This window comes from Paenibacillus sp. RUD330 (assembly GCF_002243345.2).
Classification (GTDB): domain Bacteria; phylum Bacillota; class Bacilli; order Paenibacillales; family Paenibacillaceae; genus Paenibacillus_O.
The window spans coordinates 4,134,352-4,151,136 of sequence record NZ_CP022655.2 but is presented as its reverse complement, the minus strand read 5'-3'; the positions used below and the strand labels follow the sequence as shown (position 1 = coordinate 4,151,136).

12 protein-coding genes are annotated in these 16,785 nt (G+C 60.1%); 7 read left to right on the top strand and 5 right to left on the bottom strand.

Translation table 11 applies throughout. The annotated features are described in order from the left end of the window. Positions 1–310: 310 nt before the first annotated feature. The 3 genes from CIC07_RS19035 to CIC07_RS19025 all read left to right on the top strand — a co-directional run bounded on the left by CIC07_RS19035 (position 311) and on the right by CIC07_RS19025 (position 4,676). The gene (locus CIC07_RS19035) at positions 311–1,615 is read left to right on the top strand and encodes an ABC transporter substrate-binding protein (RefSeq protein ID WP_076353871.1); all 1,305 of its coding nucleotides are present in this window, start codon (positions 311–313) and stop codon (positions 1,613–1,615) included. Between the two features lie 379 nt (positions 1,616–1,994). Next, positions 1,995–3,332 (top strand): ABC transporter substrate-binding protein, encoded by a 1,338-nt coding sequence (locus CIC07_RS19030; protein WP_076353873.1) that lies wholly within the window; start codon positions 1,995–1,997, stop codon positions 3,330–3,332. A gap of 228 nt (positions 3,333–3,560) precedes the next feature. After that, entirely contained in the window at positions 3,561–4,676 is a 1,116-nt protein-coding gene (locus CIC07_RS19025; RefSeq protein ID WP_139334398.1) for an aminotransferase-like domain-containing protein, read from the top strand. A gap of 1,137 nt (positions 4,677–5,813) precedes the next feature. On the opposite strand, the gene CIC07_RS19020 is transcribed toward CIC07_RS19025, so the two are convergent. Further along, complete coding sequence (locus CIC07_RS19020) at positions 5,814–6,608, bottom strand: DUF2161 family putative PD-(D/E)XK-type phosphodiesterase (protein WP_076353876.1); 795 nt, start codon at positions 6,606–6,608, stop codon at positions 5,814–5,816. A 281-nt stretch (positions 6,609–6,889) separates the two neighbouring features. Here CIC07_RS19020 and CIC07_RS19015 point away from each other — a divergent pair, with 281 nt between their 5' ends. The 4 genes from CIC07_RS19015 to CIC07_RS19000 all read left to right on the top strand — a co-directional run bounded on the left by CIC07_RS19015 (position 6,890) and on the right by CIC07_RS19000 (position 12,539). Continuing rightward, on the top strand, positions 6,890–8,785 hold the full coding sequence (locus CIC07_RS19015) for a PrkA family serine protein kinase (RefSeq protein WP_076353877.1): 1,896 nt from the start codon (positions 6,890–6,892) through the stop codon (positions 8,783–8,785). A 396-nt stretch (positions 8,786–9,181) separates the two neighbouring features. After that, on the top strand, positions 9,182–10,645 hold the full coding sequence (locus CIC07_RS19010) for a circularly permuted type 2 ATP-grasp protein (protein ID WP_076353878.1): 1,464 nt from the start codon (positions 9,182–9,184) through the stop codon (positions 10,643–10,645). A 41-nt stretch (positions 10,646–10,686) separates the two neighbouring features. Beyond that, positions 10,687–11,676, top strand: coding sequence for an alpha-E domain-containing protein (locus CIC07_RS19005; protein WP_076353880.1), 990 nt, complete (start codon positions 10,687–10,689; stop codon positions 11,674–11,676). Continuing rightward, positions 11,673–12,539 carry a transglutaminase family protein gene (locus CIC07_RS19000; protein WP_076353882.1) on the top strand — a complete coding sequence of 289 codons (867 nt, stop codon included), beginning with the start codon at positions 11,673–11,675 and terminating at the stop codon, positions 12,537–12,539. Before CIC07_RS19005 ends, CIC07_RS19000 begins: the two co-directional genes overlap by 4 nt. An 87-nt stretch (positions 12,540–12,626) precedes the next feature. Here CIC07_RS19000 and CIC07_RS18995 read toward each other — a convergent pair whose 3' ends face one another. From CIC07_RS18995 to CIC07_RS18980, 4 genes are read right to left on the bottom strand one after another with little or no spacing between them, the layout of a single operon-like run. Next, positions 12,627–13,727 (bottom strand): GerAB/ArcD/ProY family transporter, encoded by a 1,101-nt coding sequence (locus CIC07_RS18995; protein ID WP_076353884.1) that lies wholly within the window; start codon positions 13,725–13,727, stop codon positions 12,627–12,629. Positions 13,728–13,740: 13 nt separating this feature from the next. Then, the gene (locus CIC07_RS18990; protein WP_076353886.1) at positions 13,741–13,974 is read right to left on the bottom strand and encodes a hypothetical protein; all 234 of its coding nucleotides are present in this window, start codon (positions 13,972–13,974) and stop codon (positions 13,741–13,743) included. A gap of 15 nt (positions 13,975–13,989) precedes the next feature. Next, positions 13,990–15,198 (bottom strand): Ger(x)C family spore germination protein, encoded by a 1,209-nt coding sequence (locus CIC07_RS18985; RefSeq protein WP_083687867.1) that lies wholly within the window; start codon positions 15,196–15,198, stop codon positions 13,990–13,992. After that, positions 15,195–16,691 carry a spore germination protein gene (locus tag CIC07_RS18980; protein WP_076353888.1) on the bottom strand — a complete coding sequence of 499 codons (1,497 nt, stop codon included), beginning with the start codon at positions 16,689–16,691 and terminating at the stop codon, positions 15,195–15,197. Before CIC07_RS18980 ends, CIC07_RS18985 begins: the two co-directional genes overlap by 4 nt. Positions 16,692–16,785 lie beyond the last annotated feature (94 nt).

Here is a 16,785-nt window from a genome sequence, read left to right as displayed (position 1 = left end):
CTCAGCTCAGTCTTTCCGCCTTGAGGGTCGCAAGAGATGCCCTTGAGTCCGCAACAGGCAAACCTTGCTCATTCGAATTCATGCCGACGATTCCCGATGGGGTCGTCGGCATGGTGCTTTTCCCGGCCCTTTCCGATGAAAATATTGATTTCCTGATGGGGCATCAATATATTCCCCCTATATTCGCAATATGTTCTGTGGGAACGTTTGCGCAGATTGGTCTATACTTAAAAAGCTCCGAACATAAGCGTTAAATGCAACCAGTTGGACATACTATCGTGGAGCACGATTTCAAGGGGGTAAAAAAGCAATGTTGAAAAAAGGATTGCTCACGGCCGTTTCGGCGGGCCTGGCTATTTCGATGCTGGCAGGCTGCAGCACGACGAACAACGGCGGCAACGCGGAAGGAAACGCCAACACCGGCTCCGGCGCAAGCGGAGAGCAGGTAACGCTGAATATTTTCCAATTCAAGGTCGAAATCGCCGATGCGATGAACCGCCTGAAAGCCGATTACGAAAAAGAGCATCCGAACGTCAAGCTCAATCTCGAGACGATGGGCGGCGGAGCCGACTACGGCGCGGGGCTGAAAGCGAAATTCGCTTCCGGCCAAGAGCCCGACATCTTCAATAACGGAGGCAACTCCGACCTGAACACCTGGGTCGACAAGCTGGAGGATCTTTCGGATCAGCCTTGGCAGAGCGACGTCGTCGAGACGGCGAAGGAAGCCATTACCCGCGACGGCAAAAACTACGGCCTCCCGATGGGCATCGAGGGCTACGGCTTCATCTACAATAAGGATCTGTTCGCCAAAGCCGGCATCACGGAGCCTCCGGCTACGATGACGCAGCTCAAGGCCGCGGTAGAGAAGCTCAAAACGGCCGGCATCACGCCGTTCTCGAACGGCTACCAGGAGTGGTGGGTGCTCGGCAACCATACGTTCAACGTAGGCCTGGCCGATCAGGAAGATCCAGCCGCCTTCATGAAAACGATGAACGAAGGCAAGGGCGGGCTTGAAGGCAACAAGGTGTTCCAGAACTGGTTCAACCTGTTCGACCTGACGATCCAGAACAGCAACAAAAACCCGCTGACGACGGACTACAACACGCAAGTGACGCTGTTCGCCAGCGGCAAGGCGGCGATGATGCAGCAAGGCAACTGGACTCAGGTGCAAATCGACGGCATCACGCCGAACATGAACGTCGGCCTGCTGCCGATGCCGATCGACGACAGCGAGAAGAGCGGCAACATCCTCGTCGGCGTTCCGAACTACTGGGTCGTGAACAAGAACTCCAAGAACAAGGAAGCCGCCAAGGAATTCCTGAACTGGCTCGCTACCTCCGAGACCGGCAAGAAATACACGGTCAACGAGTTCAAGTTCATCCCGGCTCTGAAGAGCGTGGAAGTGACGGATGAATCGATCCTCGGACCGATCGCGACGGATATCATGAAATACAGCAAGGAAGGCAAGACGAGCGGCTGGTACTTCAACCAGATGCCGGAAGGCGTGCCTCAGGAGGTCGGCGCGGAAATGCAGGCCTACGTGGCAGGCAAGTCCGACAAGGCGCAGCTGCTGAAAAATATCCAGAAGAAATGGAACGACATGATCAAGAAGTAAGCAGCTTGATCCAGCAGCATGAATCTCCCCGGCAGCCACTGGCTGCCGGGGTTTTTGTATGGCTTGGCAGCGGCGGGCGGAGACGGGCTGACGCTTCATGCGCAAACGTGTGCGTCCCGTGGATTCGGGACGGTGGCGGGAGACGGCCGTTTCTTTCAACCGACAAAAGAAAACGATATCCCATTCCGCTTATTTCGACAGCCGATTTCGACAAAAGGTGTAGAATATTGACGCAGGCATTGGATGTCAATATTCTACACCTTTTTGTTCAACATTCTCTGTGGTAGCGCTTGCACACCTGAGGGTATACTTCATTTGTAAGCACAAGCAAACACTTCAATTGACAAAAGAGGGTCAACATACCAAGGAGGAATTTCCTATGAAAAAGGGATTGCTTACCGTCATGTCCGCAGGTCTCGCGCTCAGCGTGATGGCCGGCTGCAGCACATCCGGCGGTAACAGCGGCGGCTCCGCAGACCAGAACACGAGCCCTGCGACGAATGCGGCTTCCAATACGGGTACAAGCGGCGGCGACAGCGGCAAAAAAGTCACGCTGAACATTTTCCAGTTCAAGGTCGAAATCGCCGACGCGATGAACCGGCTCAAAGCCGATTACGAGAAAGAGCATCCCAACGTCACGCTCAATGTCGAGACAATGGGCGGGGGCGCAGACTACAGCGCGGGCCTGAAGGCGAAGTTCGCTGCCGGCCAGGAGCCCGACATCTTCAACAACGGAGGCAACTCGGAGCTGACCACCTGGATCGACAAGCTGGAGGATCTGTCCGACCAGCCTTGGGCGGGCGACATCATCGATTCGGCCAAAGGTCAGATTTCGCGTGACGGCAAGCTGTACGGGATGCCGGTCGGTGTAGAGGGCTACGGCTTCATCTACAACAAGGATCTGTTCGCGAAAGCCGGCATCACGACGCCTCCAAAAACGCTTACCGAGCTTGAAGAAGCGTGCAAAAAGCTGGAAGCGGCAGGCATCACGCCGTTCTCCGACGGCTACCAGGAATGGTGGGTGCTGGGCAACCATTTGTTCAACGTAGGCTTGGCCAACCAGGATGACCCTACGGCATTCGTCAACAGCGTAAACGAAGGCAAGGGCGGACTCGTCGGCAACCCTGTGTACCAGAACTGGTTCAAGCTGTTCGACCTGACGCTGAAGTACAGCAACAAAAACCCGCTGACGACGGACTACAACACGCAAGTAACGCTGTTCGCAAGCGGCAAGACGGCCATGATGCAGCAAGGCAACTGGACACAGGTGCAAATCGACGGCATTACGCCGGACATGAACATCGGCCTGCTGCCGATGCCGATCGACGACAGCGAGAAGAGCGGCAACATCTTCGTCGGCGTGCCGAACAACTGGGCCATCAACAAGAACTCCAAAAACAAAGACGCGGCCAAAGAGTTCCTGACCTGGCTGGCGACGTCCGAGACGGGCAAGAAATATATCGTGAACGAATTCAAATTCATTCCGGCCTTGAAATCCATCGAAGTCACCGACAGCAAAGTGCTCGGCGCCATCGCCAACGACATCGTCGCCTACAACAAGGAAGGCAAGTCCTCCGGCTGGTTCTTCAGCCAGATGCCGGAAGGCCTTCCGCAGGAAGTCGGTTCGGAAATGCAGGCTTATGTCGCCAAGAAAGTCGACCAAAACCAGCTTATGCAAAACATCCAAGACAAGTGGAACAGCATGAGCAAGAAGTAAGATCGTTCTAAACAGCGCCTCTGGAGCATATATGCTTCAGGGGCGCTTTTTGTGTTTGAAGCGGAAGCGGACGATGGACGGACTGTCGGAGCCGCCAGCGGATCGGGACGGCGAAAGCTCGAATAGGACCAAGAGGCGCAGGACGCATGGATGATCTTGCTCGGCGTTTAAGCGAATTTAGTTTCATATAGAGGCCGGCATCTCTGCCGTCCGCCAGGAGGGATGGCCATGACTAGACAGGAAACCATGCTGAATTTGAGTGAACCAGGCGCCCAGCGGTTTCGTTTGTTCGGCAGGGAGGAGATCGAGGCTGCCATGAATAGGGCGCTGGAGCATCAGCGCGGCAACGAGCGGCTGCCGGAGGCGCTGCGGAGGCTGGCCGGCAAGTCGATCCCGGATGCATGGGAGTGCCTTGCTGTGCCGACGCCGCTTGCGGCGCTGGATCTGCTGCTCAGAGACAAGCATTGGACGGGCGATGCGGCGGGAGCGCTGCCTGGCGAGCCGAAGGCGCTGGAGCTGATGCGGCTGCATGGTCTGGATGCGGAGAGCTTCGGCGATGTCGGAAGGCTGGGGGACAGCAGTGCCGTACGGATGGAAGCGGCGCGGATGCTTTATTTGGAGCAAGCCGGGTGGGAGAGTGCCGGAGGAGCTGAGGCCCGGGAGGCGGGGGCTATGGAGCCCTTGGCCGTGCCGAGCGGCTGCCGGCTCGCAGTCGTTCGGCTTCCCGACTGCCGCTGGGGGGCGCAGGGGCGGGCTTGGACGGATGGCGAGGATGGTTGGCGGCTGCTCGGAGCCGGCGGTCCGAAGCTGGCGTTCGGGACCGGACCGGATCGGACCGAGGTCGCCGCGATCGGCTCGCTCAGTACCGGAATGCCGGGTGTGGAGACGGCGTGGATCGCAGCCGAGCCGCAGATGATCCGCCGTCTGGCGGGATTGCAGCGGGCTTCGGGAACGGCCGGCTTGTTGGGCGGACGAATTATGGAGGAGCTGCTTGAAATCGGCTCGCTGTCCGAGCGGATCAAGGAGGCTGCTGCCGGCTGGGATGCGGCGCTGCAGCATCTGGAGGCGGCGCTCCGTACGACGATGGCTCCGTCGGTCGGCTGGCGAAGGGCTGCTCGAGCCGGCGAGCTGTCGCTGCTGCTGCCGGAAGGGCTCGGCCTTGCGGCGCTGGCGAAAGCGGCCCGCCTGAAGGGAATCAGCTTTTCCGGCGGCAGCATTCAGGGCCGCGGACGGCCGCGCGCCGTCGTAACGATCAGCTGCGAAGCAGGATCGGGCGAAGCCCGGCTGGAGCATGGAGTCCGGCTGCTCGGCGAGACGATCGGCGAGTTCCAGGCCCGGTCGTAATTTTTTGGCGCCATGGCTGGCCGGGCTTCAACGGGCGCATCCGTGAGCGGATGCCGCGGATAGTGGTGGTGGCGTCTCGCGCTGGGGATGCATGGATTGGTACCGGTGCAGGGAATTGTGCGGATAGATGGCGTCGTGTGCGGTGCGAGGGAAGATGCGGATAGGTAGCGGTACAACGCGGCGCAGGGAAGTGTACGGACGGTTGGCGGTACGTCTCGTTGCGAGGATGTGTGGATAGGTATCAATGCAGGGAAGCGTGCGGATAGATGGCGTCGTGTGCGGTGCGAGGGAAGATGCGGATAGGTAGCGGTACAACGCGGCGCAGGGAAGTGTACGGACGGTTGGCGGTACGTCTCGTTGCGAGGATGTGTGGCTAGGTATCAATGCAGAGAAGCGTGCGGATAGATGTTGTCGTGTGCGGTGCAAGGGAAGATGCGGAGTGAAGTGGTTCGGATAGTTGGCATTACGGCCAAGCGCGATAATGACTTTTGCATCTCGCCTACCTGTCTCCCCATCCCATATAGGAGTGTTGGTGAACGGTGAACAGCTGTCGAGAGGAGTTGCCCCGGCAATCTTCATGTTATACGAGCAGCTATCGGACATAGGATCCGTTATTTGGAACACTATGCCTTCATTTGAGGATTGTCGGACATAGGATCCGTTATTCGTGTCGACTCTATCATAAAATCGATAAAAAATTGGAAATAGCGGAACGTATGTCCGATAGAACAGAAATCGCGTGTTTTTTGGGGAAATAGCGGAACGTATGTCCGATAGAAGGCGATATGCCGGAACATCGAGCCGAAAATTATAGGCCATCTCCCGAGGTCCAGAGCGCCAGCAGCGAGGCCAACATCTATTGAGGTCCAGAGCGCCAGCAGCGAGGCCAACATCTCTTGAGGTCCAGAGCGCCAGCAGCGAGGCCAACATCTCTTGAGGTCCAGAGCGCCAGCAGCGAGGCCAACGTCCGTCGATGCCCGAACGGGACCCGGGCGCTCAGAACGCCGGCCAATGGACCGGTGTCCTGGCCTGGGGCGGACGCTCAGGACGCCGGCCAGTGGACCGGCGTCCTGGCCTGGGGCGGGGGCCATGAACTCCATCCGCCGGACACCAACCGAAAAAACACGGGCTCTACGCCTAGGGCCGTGTTTTTTTGCGTTTGGTTGTCTCCGCCGGGCGCCGAGCTTCCGGCTCGGGCTGGACCAAGGCCGCCGCCTGCTCCCGCCAGGCGGCGATGACAACGGCATGCTGCTCCAGCGCGGCTTCGCCTGCCGGCAGCAGCCGGTAGACGCCGCGCTCGATCTTGGCGAACCAGCCGTAGTAGTTGCTGCGCAGCAGCTCGCCGGCGCGGGCGACGCCGGTCAGGTCTCGCAGCCGGGCCGGGGACAGCGGGCCGCCGGCCTTGAGGCCCCAGGCCAGGCGCAGCGCCTTCTCCCGGTAGGCGGTCATCATGATGCGCCCGGAAGCGCGCCCGCTGCCGCCGACGTTGTAGTCGCCGCTGCGCTCCCGGAATTCCTGCAGCAGCCGCTTCTCGCGCGACGGCCTGCGTCCGCGCATGGGCGCGTCGCCGAGCTCGCAGAGCATTTCCAGCACCGGCGCCTTCGTCTTGTAGAAGGTGACGGTGAGCAGCCCCATGCCGAGCATGCGGCACAGCTCGGCCAGCTCTCCGAAGCGCTGGTTCACCGCGCCGCGCTTCGAGCGGTTGCGCTCGACCGCGAGCACGACGCCGTCGGCGATCCGCATCCGCTGCAGTCCCTGCAGCAGCAGCGCCAGCGTGAACGTCTTCTTGAGCTCCACGATCAGCGTCTCGCCGCCGTCCGGGCGGATCGCGACGAGGTCGCAGTGAAGCACCTCGCCTTTGACCTCGTAGCCGAGTTTTTCATAATAAGCCTTGACGGGGCCGTAGAGCTCCGCCTCTTCCCTTACCGCCATCGCACAAGCCTCCTTTCCGAGCCGCCTCGGAACAAGGGCGCCTCCCGCTGCCGTGCGGGGCATCCGGCGCACGCCTGTTCCCATCGTCCGTTCATTATAGGAGATGCGCGCAGCAATGGCAATTCCTTTAAAGCGGCGAAATTTCCGGTCAAGTTATGAGGGGGGTCCGCATAGGCTTAAATACTTCGAATAGCTGCTATTCGGAAGCGGAAGCAGAGAGAAGCCTGGGCGAAGAGGGATGCAAGGGAAGGTTCAGCGGAAGCGATGGGAGGAGGCGCAGCATGGATATTTTCAAACGGATTGCGGAGTACAAGTCGGAGGGCGACCGCCTGGCCTGGTCAGGCACATTCAAAGAGTACATCGACCTGCTCAGGAGCGATCCGTCACCGGCGATGACGGCGCATTCGCGGGTGTATGAGATGATCAAGTCGCATGGCATCGAGGAGAAAAACGGCCAGAAAACCTATAAGTTCTTCCAGCAGGAAATCTTCGGACTGGACCGCGCCGTTGAAAAGCTGATGGAGGAATATTTCCACTCCGCCGCGAGAAGGCTCGACGTGCGCAAGCGGATCCTGCTGCTGATGGGGCCGGTCAGCGGCGGCAAGTCGACCATCGTCACGATGCTGAAAAAAGGGCTGGAGAAGTTTTCCCGCACCGGGCAGGGAGCCGTATACGCGATCAAGGGCTGCCCGATGCACGAGGATCCGCTGCATCTCATCCCCCACGAGCTGCGTCCCGAGCTCGAGAAGGAGCTCGGCGTCCGGATCGAAGGCAATCTGTGCCCGTCCTGCCAGCTCCGGCTGAAGACGGAGTTCGAGGACGACATCGAAAACGTGCTCGTCGAGAGGGTGTTCCTGTCCGAGGACAACCGGGTCGGCATCGGCACGTTCAGCCCTTCGGATCCCAAATCGCAGGATATCGCGGATCTGACCGGCAGCATCGACTTTTCCACGATCACCGAGTACGGCTCGGAATCGGATCCGCGGGCTTACCGCTTCGACGGCGAGCTGAACAAGGCGAACCGCGGCCTGATGGAGTTCCAGGAAATGCTCAAATGCGATGAAAAGTTCCTCTGGAACCTGCTGTCGCTGACGCAGGAGGGCCAGTTCAAGGCAGGCAGGTTCGCCTTGATCAGCGCGGATGAATTGATCGTCGCCCATACGAACGAATCCGAGTACAAGGCGTTCATTTCCAACAAAAAAAACGAGGCGCTGCAGTCGCGCATGATCGTCATGCCGATTCCGTACAACCTCAAGGTGTCGGATGAGGAGAAGATCTACGCCAAGCTGATCGCCCAGAGCGATCTGCGCCATGTCCATATCGCCCCTCATGCGCTCCGTACAGCGGCCATCTTCTCCATCCTGACCCGGCTCAAGGAATCCAAGAAGCAGGGCATGGATCTCGTGAAGAAAATGCGGATGTACGACGGGGAGGAGGTCGAAGGGTACAAGGACGCCGATCTCAAGGAAATGCAGAATGAATTTCTGGAGGAGGGCATGTCGGGCATCGATCCCCGCTATGTCATCAACCGCATCTCCAGCGCCCTCATCAAGGGCGAAATGGACCATATCAACGCGCTCGACGTGCTGCGGGCGCTCAAGGACGGGCTCGACCAGCATCCTTCCATCACCAAGGATGAGCGCGAGCGTTACTTAAACTTCATCTCCGTGGCGCGCAAGGAATACGACGGCCTCGCCAAGAACGAGGTGCAGAAGGCATTCGTCTATTCCTTCGAGGAGTCGGCCCGCACGCTGTTTGAAAATTATCTCGACAACATCGAGGCCTACTGCAACTGGTCCAAAATCAAGGATCCCCTCACGGGAGAGGCGATGGACCCCGACGAGCGGCTGATGCGCTCCATCGAGGAGCAGATCGGCGTATCCGAAAATGCGAAGAAGGCGTTCCGCGAAGAAATCCTGATCCGCATCTCCTCCTATTCCCGCAAGGCGCGCAAATTCGACTATACGAGCCACGAACGGCTGCGCGAGGCGGTGGAGAAAAAGCTGTTCGCCGATCTCAAGGATATCGTGAAGATCACGACGTCCACGAAGACGCCGGATGAGAACCAGCTCAAGCGGATGAACGAGGTGACCAAGCGCCTCGTCGACGAGCATGGCTACACGCCGGCGAGCGCCAACGAGCTGCTGCGTTATGTGGGCAGCCTGCTCAACCGCTGAAGCCGTCCTGCGGGCTTACAAGCGATGCAAGCAAGAGCCGTTTCCAGGTCCAGTGGACCCGGAGGCGGCTTTTTTCGCGCGGAGGCGGCTTCCATTGCGAGAGCAGGACCGTTTCCGGCGACGGTCTTTGCCCTTATGATGTCACTGGACTGAAGGAGCTTCCGGCAGTCGCGGCGAGCCCCTCTGCCCGGCTCATTGGTCTTGAAGACGGTCTTCCCGCATAAACTTCCATGATTCGAGCGCAAACGCCCTTGGTTCATATATGTCAGTTATATTGACATACATTGGGAGGATCTTGTATGATCGGGGTAAAAAACTCCAGCTCCATCTTCATTCGACCGTTACGGCCGGCATCCCGTCCCCGCTGAAGCCCGTACCGGAGGGAGGTCTACGCCCATGTCCAAGGCAGAGCCGCATCGCGCGGCCGCTTACGAATCCCGTTCTTTCTATGATGAAATGTATGATGAGCGGGGCGTTGTCCGGCCCCACTACGAGCAGGTGCACCGCCATTTCTCCGCCATGAAGCAGCCGGAGCAGGAGCGCCGACGCCAAGCGCTCGGGGACCGGATGCTCCACGAAGGCATCACGTTCACCCTCTATTCGCCGGGAGCTCCCGATCCGCAGGAACGCACGATTCCGTTCGACTGCATCCCGCGCATCATTCCGCCGGACGAATGGCATCATCTGGAGCTGGGACTGCAGCAGCGGGTCAAGGCTCTCAATCTGTTCCTCCAGGATATCTACCATGGCCAGCGCATCATCCGGGACGGACTCATTCCGAGGCGCATGATCGTCGGAAACCGCTACTTCCGTCCCGAGATGGCCGGCCTGCATGTTCCCGGCGGCGTCTACGTGACCGCCTCGGGCATCGACCTCATCCGCGACGAGCATGGTTATTACGTGCTGGAGGACAATCTGCGCAGTCCTTCCGGATTTTCCTATATGTTCAAGGGCAGGACGCTGATGAACGAGCTGTTCCACGAGCTGTACCTGTCCAGCTCCGCGGCCGACACCGACCGCAGCCTCAATATGTTCCTGCGCGGCCTGAGATCGCTGGCGCCTTCGGGGCGCAAGGATCCGCTCATCGTCCTCCTCACCCCGGGCTCCTACAATTCCGCCTATTACGAGCATACCTTCCTCGCCCAGCAGCTCGGGATCCATCTCGTGGAAGGGCGCGACCTCGTGTGCAAGGACCAGAAAATCTATCTCAGGGACCTGAGGGGCCTCCGCCAGGTGGATGTCATCTACCGGCGCATCGACGATGAGTTCCTTGATCCGCTCGCCTTTCAGCCGGATTCCATGCTGGGAGTGCCTGGACTGATGAACGCCTATCGGGCCGGCAATGTCGCCATCGCCAACGCTCCGGGAACAGGCGTGGCCGACGACAAGGCCGTGTACGCCTATGTTCCGGAGATGATCCGCTATTATATGGGGCAAGAGCCGATTCTGGACAATGTGCCGACCTATATCCTTTCGCGAAAGGAAGAGAGGGACTACGCGCTGGAGCATCTGGAGGAGCTGGTCGTGAAGGAGACCTCGCTCTCCGGCGGCTACGGGATGCTGATCGGGCCGCAGGCTTCCCCGGCTGAGCTGGATGCGTTCCGGGAGTCCATCCGCCGCCATCCGGAGCGGTACATCGCCCAGCGAACGATGAAGCTGTCGACCGCCCCCGTCATGGGCACGCAGGGGATGGCGCCACGCCACATCGACCTGCGGGGCTTCGTCCTCAGCGGCGGCTCGGGAGAGATCCATGTCGTGCCCGGAGGCTTGACCCGGGTGGCGCTGCAGGAAGGCTCGCTCGTCGTCAACTCCTCCCAAGGCGGGGGGGTCAAGGATACCTGGGTGCTCCGGCAGCCATGAGCGGAGCCCGGAAACAATAGAGTCGGAAAGGATGATGCGGCATGCTGAACCGCAATGCGGAGGCGCTGTTCTGGATCGGGCGTTATATGGAGCGCACGGAAAATCACGCTCGGCTCGTCGATGTCCTGTACCATCTCCAGGGCACCCCGGAGAACAAGGGCGGGGATGAGCTGAGGGCGGAGGTCGAATCGGCGGGCAAATGGGCGCTTGTCGTCAGCTCCATCGGCAGCCGGGAAGCTTATGAGGAGCGGTATACCGCTTACCGGGAAGAAAACGTGCTCCAATACGTCACGATGGACCGGGACAACTCCAATTCCATCCTGAGCTGCGTCAGCAGCGCCAGGGCCAACCTGCGGACGCTGCGGGAGAAGATGCCGGGCGAGCTGTGGGACACCGTCAACGGCATGTACTTATGGCTGCGGGAGCGGCAGGAGGCGGGCTGGAGGGAGGAGGCGCCGCATCTTTTTTTCCGCCGGATGAAGGATTGGGCGAGCCTGTTCCAGGGGTACAGCCACTCCGTCATGCCGCGCGAGAATGAATGGCGCTTCATGGAATGCGGCCGCCATCTGGAGCGGATGGAAAATACGCTGCGCATCCTGCAGGCGGTGCGCGGCTGGGTGCCGGGAGGGGGCTGGAACGGCCCGGAAGCCTATCCGTACCTGCAGGCGGTGCTGCGGTCCATCAGCGGCTACGACGCCTTCCGCCGCTATCACGCGGACGGGTTCGGCGTAGAGAGCATCGTGGAGTTCGTCATGCTCAACCCGGCTTTTCCACGCTCGGTCCATTACGCCCTGCATAAGATGGATGAGCATCTGTGCAGCCTGGAGCTCCAGGACAAGCAGCTTCGTATTTTGCATGGGCGGATCGCGCGCAGCTCAGGCCGGGCGAAGGCGGATCTGGCCTGCCTGGAGCGGGAGGATCTGCTGCTCGACGGCGAAGGGCGGATTCCGGCCCATCTGCTCGAGCAGTGCAGGCAGCTGGGCTCCGCCATGGAGTCGGCGTTTTTTCGGATCGGGGAGGCCAGCGCGTGAAGCTCCATATTTCCCACATCACCCGCTACCGCTATGCCGATCCGGTTACGGACAGTGTCAATGAAATCAGGCTTACGCCGGCTACCGACGAGCGCCAGTCCTGCCATCAGCACAGCATTTCGGTCGAGCCCAACGCCCCGATGTTCGCCTATGAGGACTATTTCGGCAACAAAGCCCATGCCTTCACCGTCAATGAGCCCCATACGATGCTGACGGTGAGGACGGCCACGGTCGTGACGACGAAGGAGCCGCCTGCGGCTGCAGCGGCGGCCGCCATGCCGCCGGAGAAGGAATGGGCATGGCTGGGAGGAGACGAAGCGCTCGACCGGTTCGCGGAGTATCTGCTGCCTACGGGATACACCGAGCTGTCCCCGGCCATCTCGGCCTTCACCGAGGCGCGCGGTCGGCAGGATGCCGGAGTGCTGGGCTGGCTGGAGAGGTTGTCCGCCGACATCCAGGCGGAATTCATCTATGATCCCGAAGCGACCAACGTTTATACGAAGGCTGCCGACCTGCTGGAATTCCGGCGCGGCGTCTGCCAGGATTTCGCCCATCTGATGCTGGCCTGCTGCAGGCTCAAAGGCATACCGGCCCGTTATGTGAGCGGCTATCATTTCGTCGGGGATCTCAGGGGCGGCAATGCCGACTTCGAGCAGGCTTCGCATGCATGGGTCGAAGCTTATATCCCGTCGGCGGGATGGCGCGGCTTCGACCCGACCAACGCCTCTCCGATCGGGGAGCGTTACGTCAAGCTGGGACATGGCCTCGATTACCGGGACATCGTTCCCTTCAAGGGCGTATATATCGGCAGCGGCGCCCAGGAGCTGGACGTGCATGTCGATGTCAGCCGGCTGGAGGACTGAAGCCGCATGGACAAGTATTGCCTCGCCGAAACGGGAGCGGCAGCCACAGCGGGATCGCATTGCGAGGGCGGCCGGGAGCCTTTTCGTTCAGCCGCTCCCCGCAGCTTCGGCTTTGGAGCGGGCCCACAGGATGCCGTAGAGCAGCAGAGGCAGATAAATCAGGAAGATCGAGGCGAAGGGGCTCCAGTTTTTGGCGAGGAAATCCTGGATGAACACGGTGTTGGGATAGGACATCTGGGCGAGCACGACCAGTCCCAGCCCGAGCGGGATGACGAAGGATGCCTGCTGCTTGATGCCGAATGCCTGGGCGAAGCCCATGACGGCCGCATCGAACGTCAGGACGATCTTGATCAGAATGGACAAAACCCAGATCAGGATCATGATCGCCTCGATCCGCTCCAGGAAATGGCCGATGCTGATGTTCTTGGCCAAGGTGTAGGCGGGAAAGAGCTGGTTGGACGTCACCGCATAACCGAGCACGCCGATGCTGCTGACAGTCGTAAGGACCAGGACGGCGCCTCCTACGAGAGTGCCGCCCAGGTACGCCCTTGTCCTGCTGCCCGATTTCCGGATGTAGGGGTAGAGCATCGTCAGCACGACCATCTCCTGCAGTCCATACAAGGAAACTCCGCCTTTGATGGAGGGCATGAGTCCGTATTCCAGGACAGGCTCGAAATTATGGAAATCCATTTTCGGGATCGTGGAAATAAACAGCAGGGCGAACAAGAGCATCAGCCACGGGAAAAATATTTCGGCCGCGCGGGAATAGGCGCTTTTTCCGAGGCGGACGGCGTACACGACGATGCCGACGAACAGCAGCTGCAAGATCTCGATCGGCGTTTCCGGCAAGTTCTGCGTCGTCATGAAGTATCCCAGGTCCCCCACCATGAGGGAGGCTAGCAGGTAGAAGAAAGCCGCGAACGCCAAGCCGAGCAGCGCGCCCGCCCATTTGCCGAGCGCGCTCCGGCACATCTGGACCAGCGACTCGCCCTTGCGCAGCCTCCCCAGCCCCGCATAGAGCGCGACCGTCGACAGATTGATGCCGACGCCGATCATGGATGCCAGCCAGGCGTCCTGCTTCGCGTCCAGCGCGAGGCCGGCGGGAGCGATCAGAATGGAAGTTCCGATCATGAAGAAGACGGTCAGGATGGTGAACGCGCGTACGGATATCGTTTCATCTTGCGGCATCGTCTCATTCCTCTCAGGTGAACAGGGCGTAAAAGGCTTTGGAATAACCGGAGATGACCGCTGCGATTCCGATCAGCGGATTGGGCGGGACGGGCATGAGGATGCATGCCAGGCCTCCGGCCGTAGCCGCGGCCAATACGGCCGCGACTCCGGCGGCTTCCTTCTTCCTGCCCTTTTTCCACAGGGCGGGAAGATCCAGCAGTCCCGTCAGCGCCCACGCTCCTGCAATTCCGGTCCACAGCCACATTTCTCCAACCTCCTATCATCTCTGGACCTCGTCTTGCATGGACTTGATCGTCGTGCCGATCCGGCGGATCGTGCTGACGGACTTCACTTTCACTCTCGCCGTCTCGAACTCCCGATCCCAGTCCTTGATTTTGCGCCATTCCCTCGGATTTTGCCGGTGGAGAGCGTCTCCGAAGCCGAACACGTCGACCTTCAGCTGCTTCTGCAGCTTGTGGATCGTTTTGTTCATCATGGCCTCGAGCTTCTCGTCGGCTGCCTTGGTCAGAGCGGACAAGGTGGACGGATCGGTTATGTCCAGCCGGCAGCCGATATCCGCGATGTCCTGCTGCGTATGCAGCACGACCTCGAATTCGTCCGGGGCAAGGGAGCGGATCTTCGCATGGGAGCGCAGCACCTGATAGGAGACGAGTCCCTTGCTGCTGGGGCACGGGGCCGTCAGCGTGGTCATGTACGTGGAATTCTGGATGAAGTTGAGCACGCGAGCATCGTTCTCGTCCATCCATCCCGCCATCCGATCGTATTTGAAGGCGGCCATGCCGTCATATTTCAGCACGACAGCCGGATTTATTTCCTGTGCGCTCGATATTTTGTCTCCGGCCAGAGGCTTGCCGACGAGCTCGATCGTCGTCAGGGCCGGACCTTTGCCTTCCTTGGACAAATCCTGGATCAGCCGGTCCAGCGTGACCTTGCCCGTAGCCGACCAGGTGTTGTCCGACGTTTCCAGCTTCGTGAACAAGCTGTTCGATGGAATCGGATCGATCGGGCTGTACATGTCCAGAATTTCCGATGCCGAAGCGTTTTTGGCCACGATGAGAAAAAAGTCGGTCCGCAGCTCCCGGTTGCGGGAGATGAAGTCGAGCGGCTTGCTGATGCCGCCGCGCGCGACCTCCTCTCCGAGGATGAGAATGCGCAGATGGGAAAGGTACAGCTCTCTCGCCGCCTTGACCGTCATCCGGGCAAGGGCGTCCGGGATGGTGAGCCCGCTGGCCTGATAGGTGACGACGGGGCTGAAGCTTCCGCCGCCGTTTTTTTTCTGGGTCACCTGTCCCGGGTTCACGATCTGGGCCGATACCTGGTAGCGGCCGTTCTTCTTGTCGATGCCCATGCCGACGACGATGCTGATATCGTTGAGCTCGTGGCGGCTCCAGCAGCCGGCTAGAGGCAGGAGCAGCAGCAGGCAGAGCAAGGCAGGCGCGAGCCTGGTGATGCGCGGCTTCCGGATCATTTCTGCCTCCTCAGCTTTTGCGGGTGGAGGCTGCGGGGCCTGTTCTTCATCCGTGGAATCGCAATCCGGAACAGCGTGTCCTTTTGATCGCCCATGATGAAAGGAGCCATCGGCGACATGTAGGGCACTCCGAAGGAGCGGAGGCTGCACAGATGCAGCACGATGGCGATGATGCCGAGGAAGACGCCATACAGTCCGAACGATGCTGCCAGCAGCATCAGTCCGAAGCGGATGATGCGGGCGGCGATGCCCATGTTGAAGGCGGGCAGGACGAAGTTGGCGATCGCGGTGATCGACACGACGATGACCATCGCCGCGCTGACAAGTCCGGCATCGACGGCGGCCTGGCCGACGACGAGCGTGCCGACGATGGAGATCGACTGGCCGATCGTCTTGGGCATGCGCACGCTCGCTTCCCGCAGAATCTCGAAGGTCACTTCCATGATGAGCGCTTCGATGAACGCCGGGAAGGGCACCCCTTCCCTTTGGCTGGCCAGGTTGTACAGCAGCGTTGTCGGCAGCATTTCCTGGTGGAACGTCGAGATTGCGATGTAGAACGACGGAGTCAGCGTCGCCAGGAAAAAAGCCGCGAACCGGAGCAGGCGGATGAGCGTGCTGAAATCCGCCCGCTGATAGTAATCCTCGCTGGACTGGAAAAACTGGGTGAAGAGAGCCGGGACGAGCAGCACGAAGGGGGTGCCGTCCACCATGATCGCGACCCGGCCTTCCAGCAGCGCGGCGGCGACCACATCGGGCCTCTCCGTATTGAAGATGGTCGGGAAAGGACTGAAGGTCTTGTCCTGGATGTATTCCTCGATGTAGTTGCTTTCCAGAACGCCGTCGATGTCGATCTGGGCAAGCCTTTCCCTGACCTGGTCCAGAACGGCGGGAGCGACAAGGTCCTTCACGTAAGCGACAGCCACCGCCGTTTTGGTCACGGTGCCGAGCGTCGTCGACTCGAACCACAAGGTCGGATTCGCGATTTTCCGCCGCAGCATCGCCGTATTCCAGCCGAGCACCTCCGTGAAGCCCTCGCGCGGGCCGCGTACGACGGACTGCACGTTGGGCTCCTCGACCGAGCGGGCCTTCACTTCCTTCGTCGCAACCGACAGGGCGGAGGGGGAGCCCTCCAGCATGAGGATGCTGTGGCCGTCCAGGAGCTTGTCGTACAGCTCGTCGAACGTATGGAGCATCTTGACGGAGCCTTCCGTGATGACCCGGGTTTTGCAATAAAGGATCCATTCCTCCACGGTCGCGCATTCGGAATGGCTGCCGCCGCGCGAGAACAGCGATTGCATCATGAAGGTGGAATTGGACATGCCCTCGATGTACCAGACGGCGCCTTCAACGGAAGTGCCGTCGCTGAGGCTGGCCTGGAAGTCCCGATGGATCAGGTCGGGGCTGCTGCCGAAGGCGGCGTGGATGATCCCGGCGTTGATGTTCAGGGCGGGGCTGAGCGCACCGGAGGTCCCTGCAGGCGTCTGATTCGTCATCCCGTCACCTGATTTCCTATATGGATTGGTACAGCTAGGATGAGCAATATTTCGGTTCCGTATCCTTAAATTAACAGTTGGCTGTGAAAAAAGG

Coding starts and splice junctions, on each gene's coding strand:
- CIC07_RS19035 (WP_076353871.1), top strand. CDS start 311: ATGTTGAAAAAAGGATTGCTCACGGCCGTTTCGGCGGGCCTGGCTATT.
- CIC07_RS19030 (WP_076353873.1), top strand. CDS start 1,995: ATGAAAAAGGGATTGCTTACCGTCATGTCCGCAGGTCTCGCGCTCAGC.
- CIC07_RS19025 (WP_139334398.1), top strand. CDS start 3,561: ATGACTAGACAGGAAACCATGCTGAATTTGAGTGAACCAGGCGCCCAG.
- CIC07_RS19020 (WP_076353876.1), bottom strand. CDS start 6,608: ATGGCGGTAAGGGAAGAGGCGGAGCTCTACGGCCCCGTCAAGGCTTAT.
- CIC07_RS19015 (WP_076353877.1), top strand. CDS start 6,890: ATGGATATTTTCAAACGGATTGCGGAGTACAAGTCGGAGGGCGACCGC.
- CIC07_RS19010 (WP_076353878.1), top strand. CDS start 9,182: ATGTCCAAGGCAGAGCCGCATCGCGCGGCCGCTTACGAATCCCGTTCT.
- CIC07_RS19005 (WP_076353880.1), top strand. CDS start 10,687: ATGCTGAACCGCAATGCGGAGGCGCTGTTCTGGATCGGGCGTTATATG.
- CIC07_RS18995 (WP_076353884.1), bottom strand. CDS start 13,727: ATGCCGCAAGATGAAACGATATCCGTACGCGCGTTCACCATCCTGACC.
- CIC07_RS18990 (WP_076353886.1), bottom strand. CDS start 13,974: ATGTGGCTGTGGACCGGAATTGCAGGAGCGTGGGCGCTGACGGGACTG.
- CIC07_RS18985 (WP_083687867.1), bottom strand. CDS start 15,198: ATGATCCGGAAGCCGCGCATCACCAGGCTCGCGCCTGCCTTGCTCTGC.
- CIC07_RS18980 (WP_076353888.1), bottom strand. CDS start 16,691: ATGACGAATCAGACGCCTGCAGGGACCTCCGGTGCGCTCAGCCCCGCC.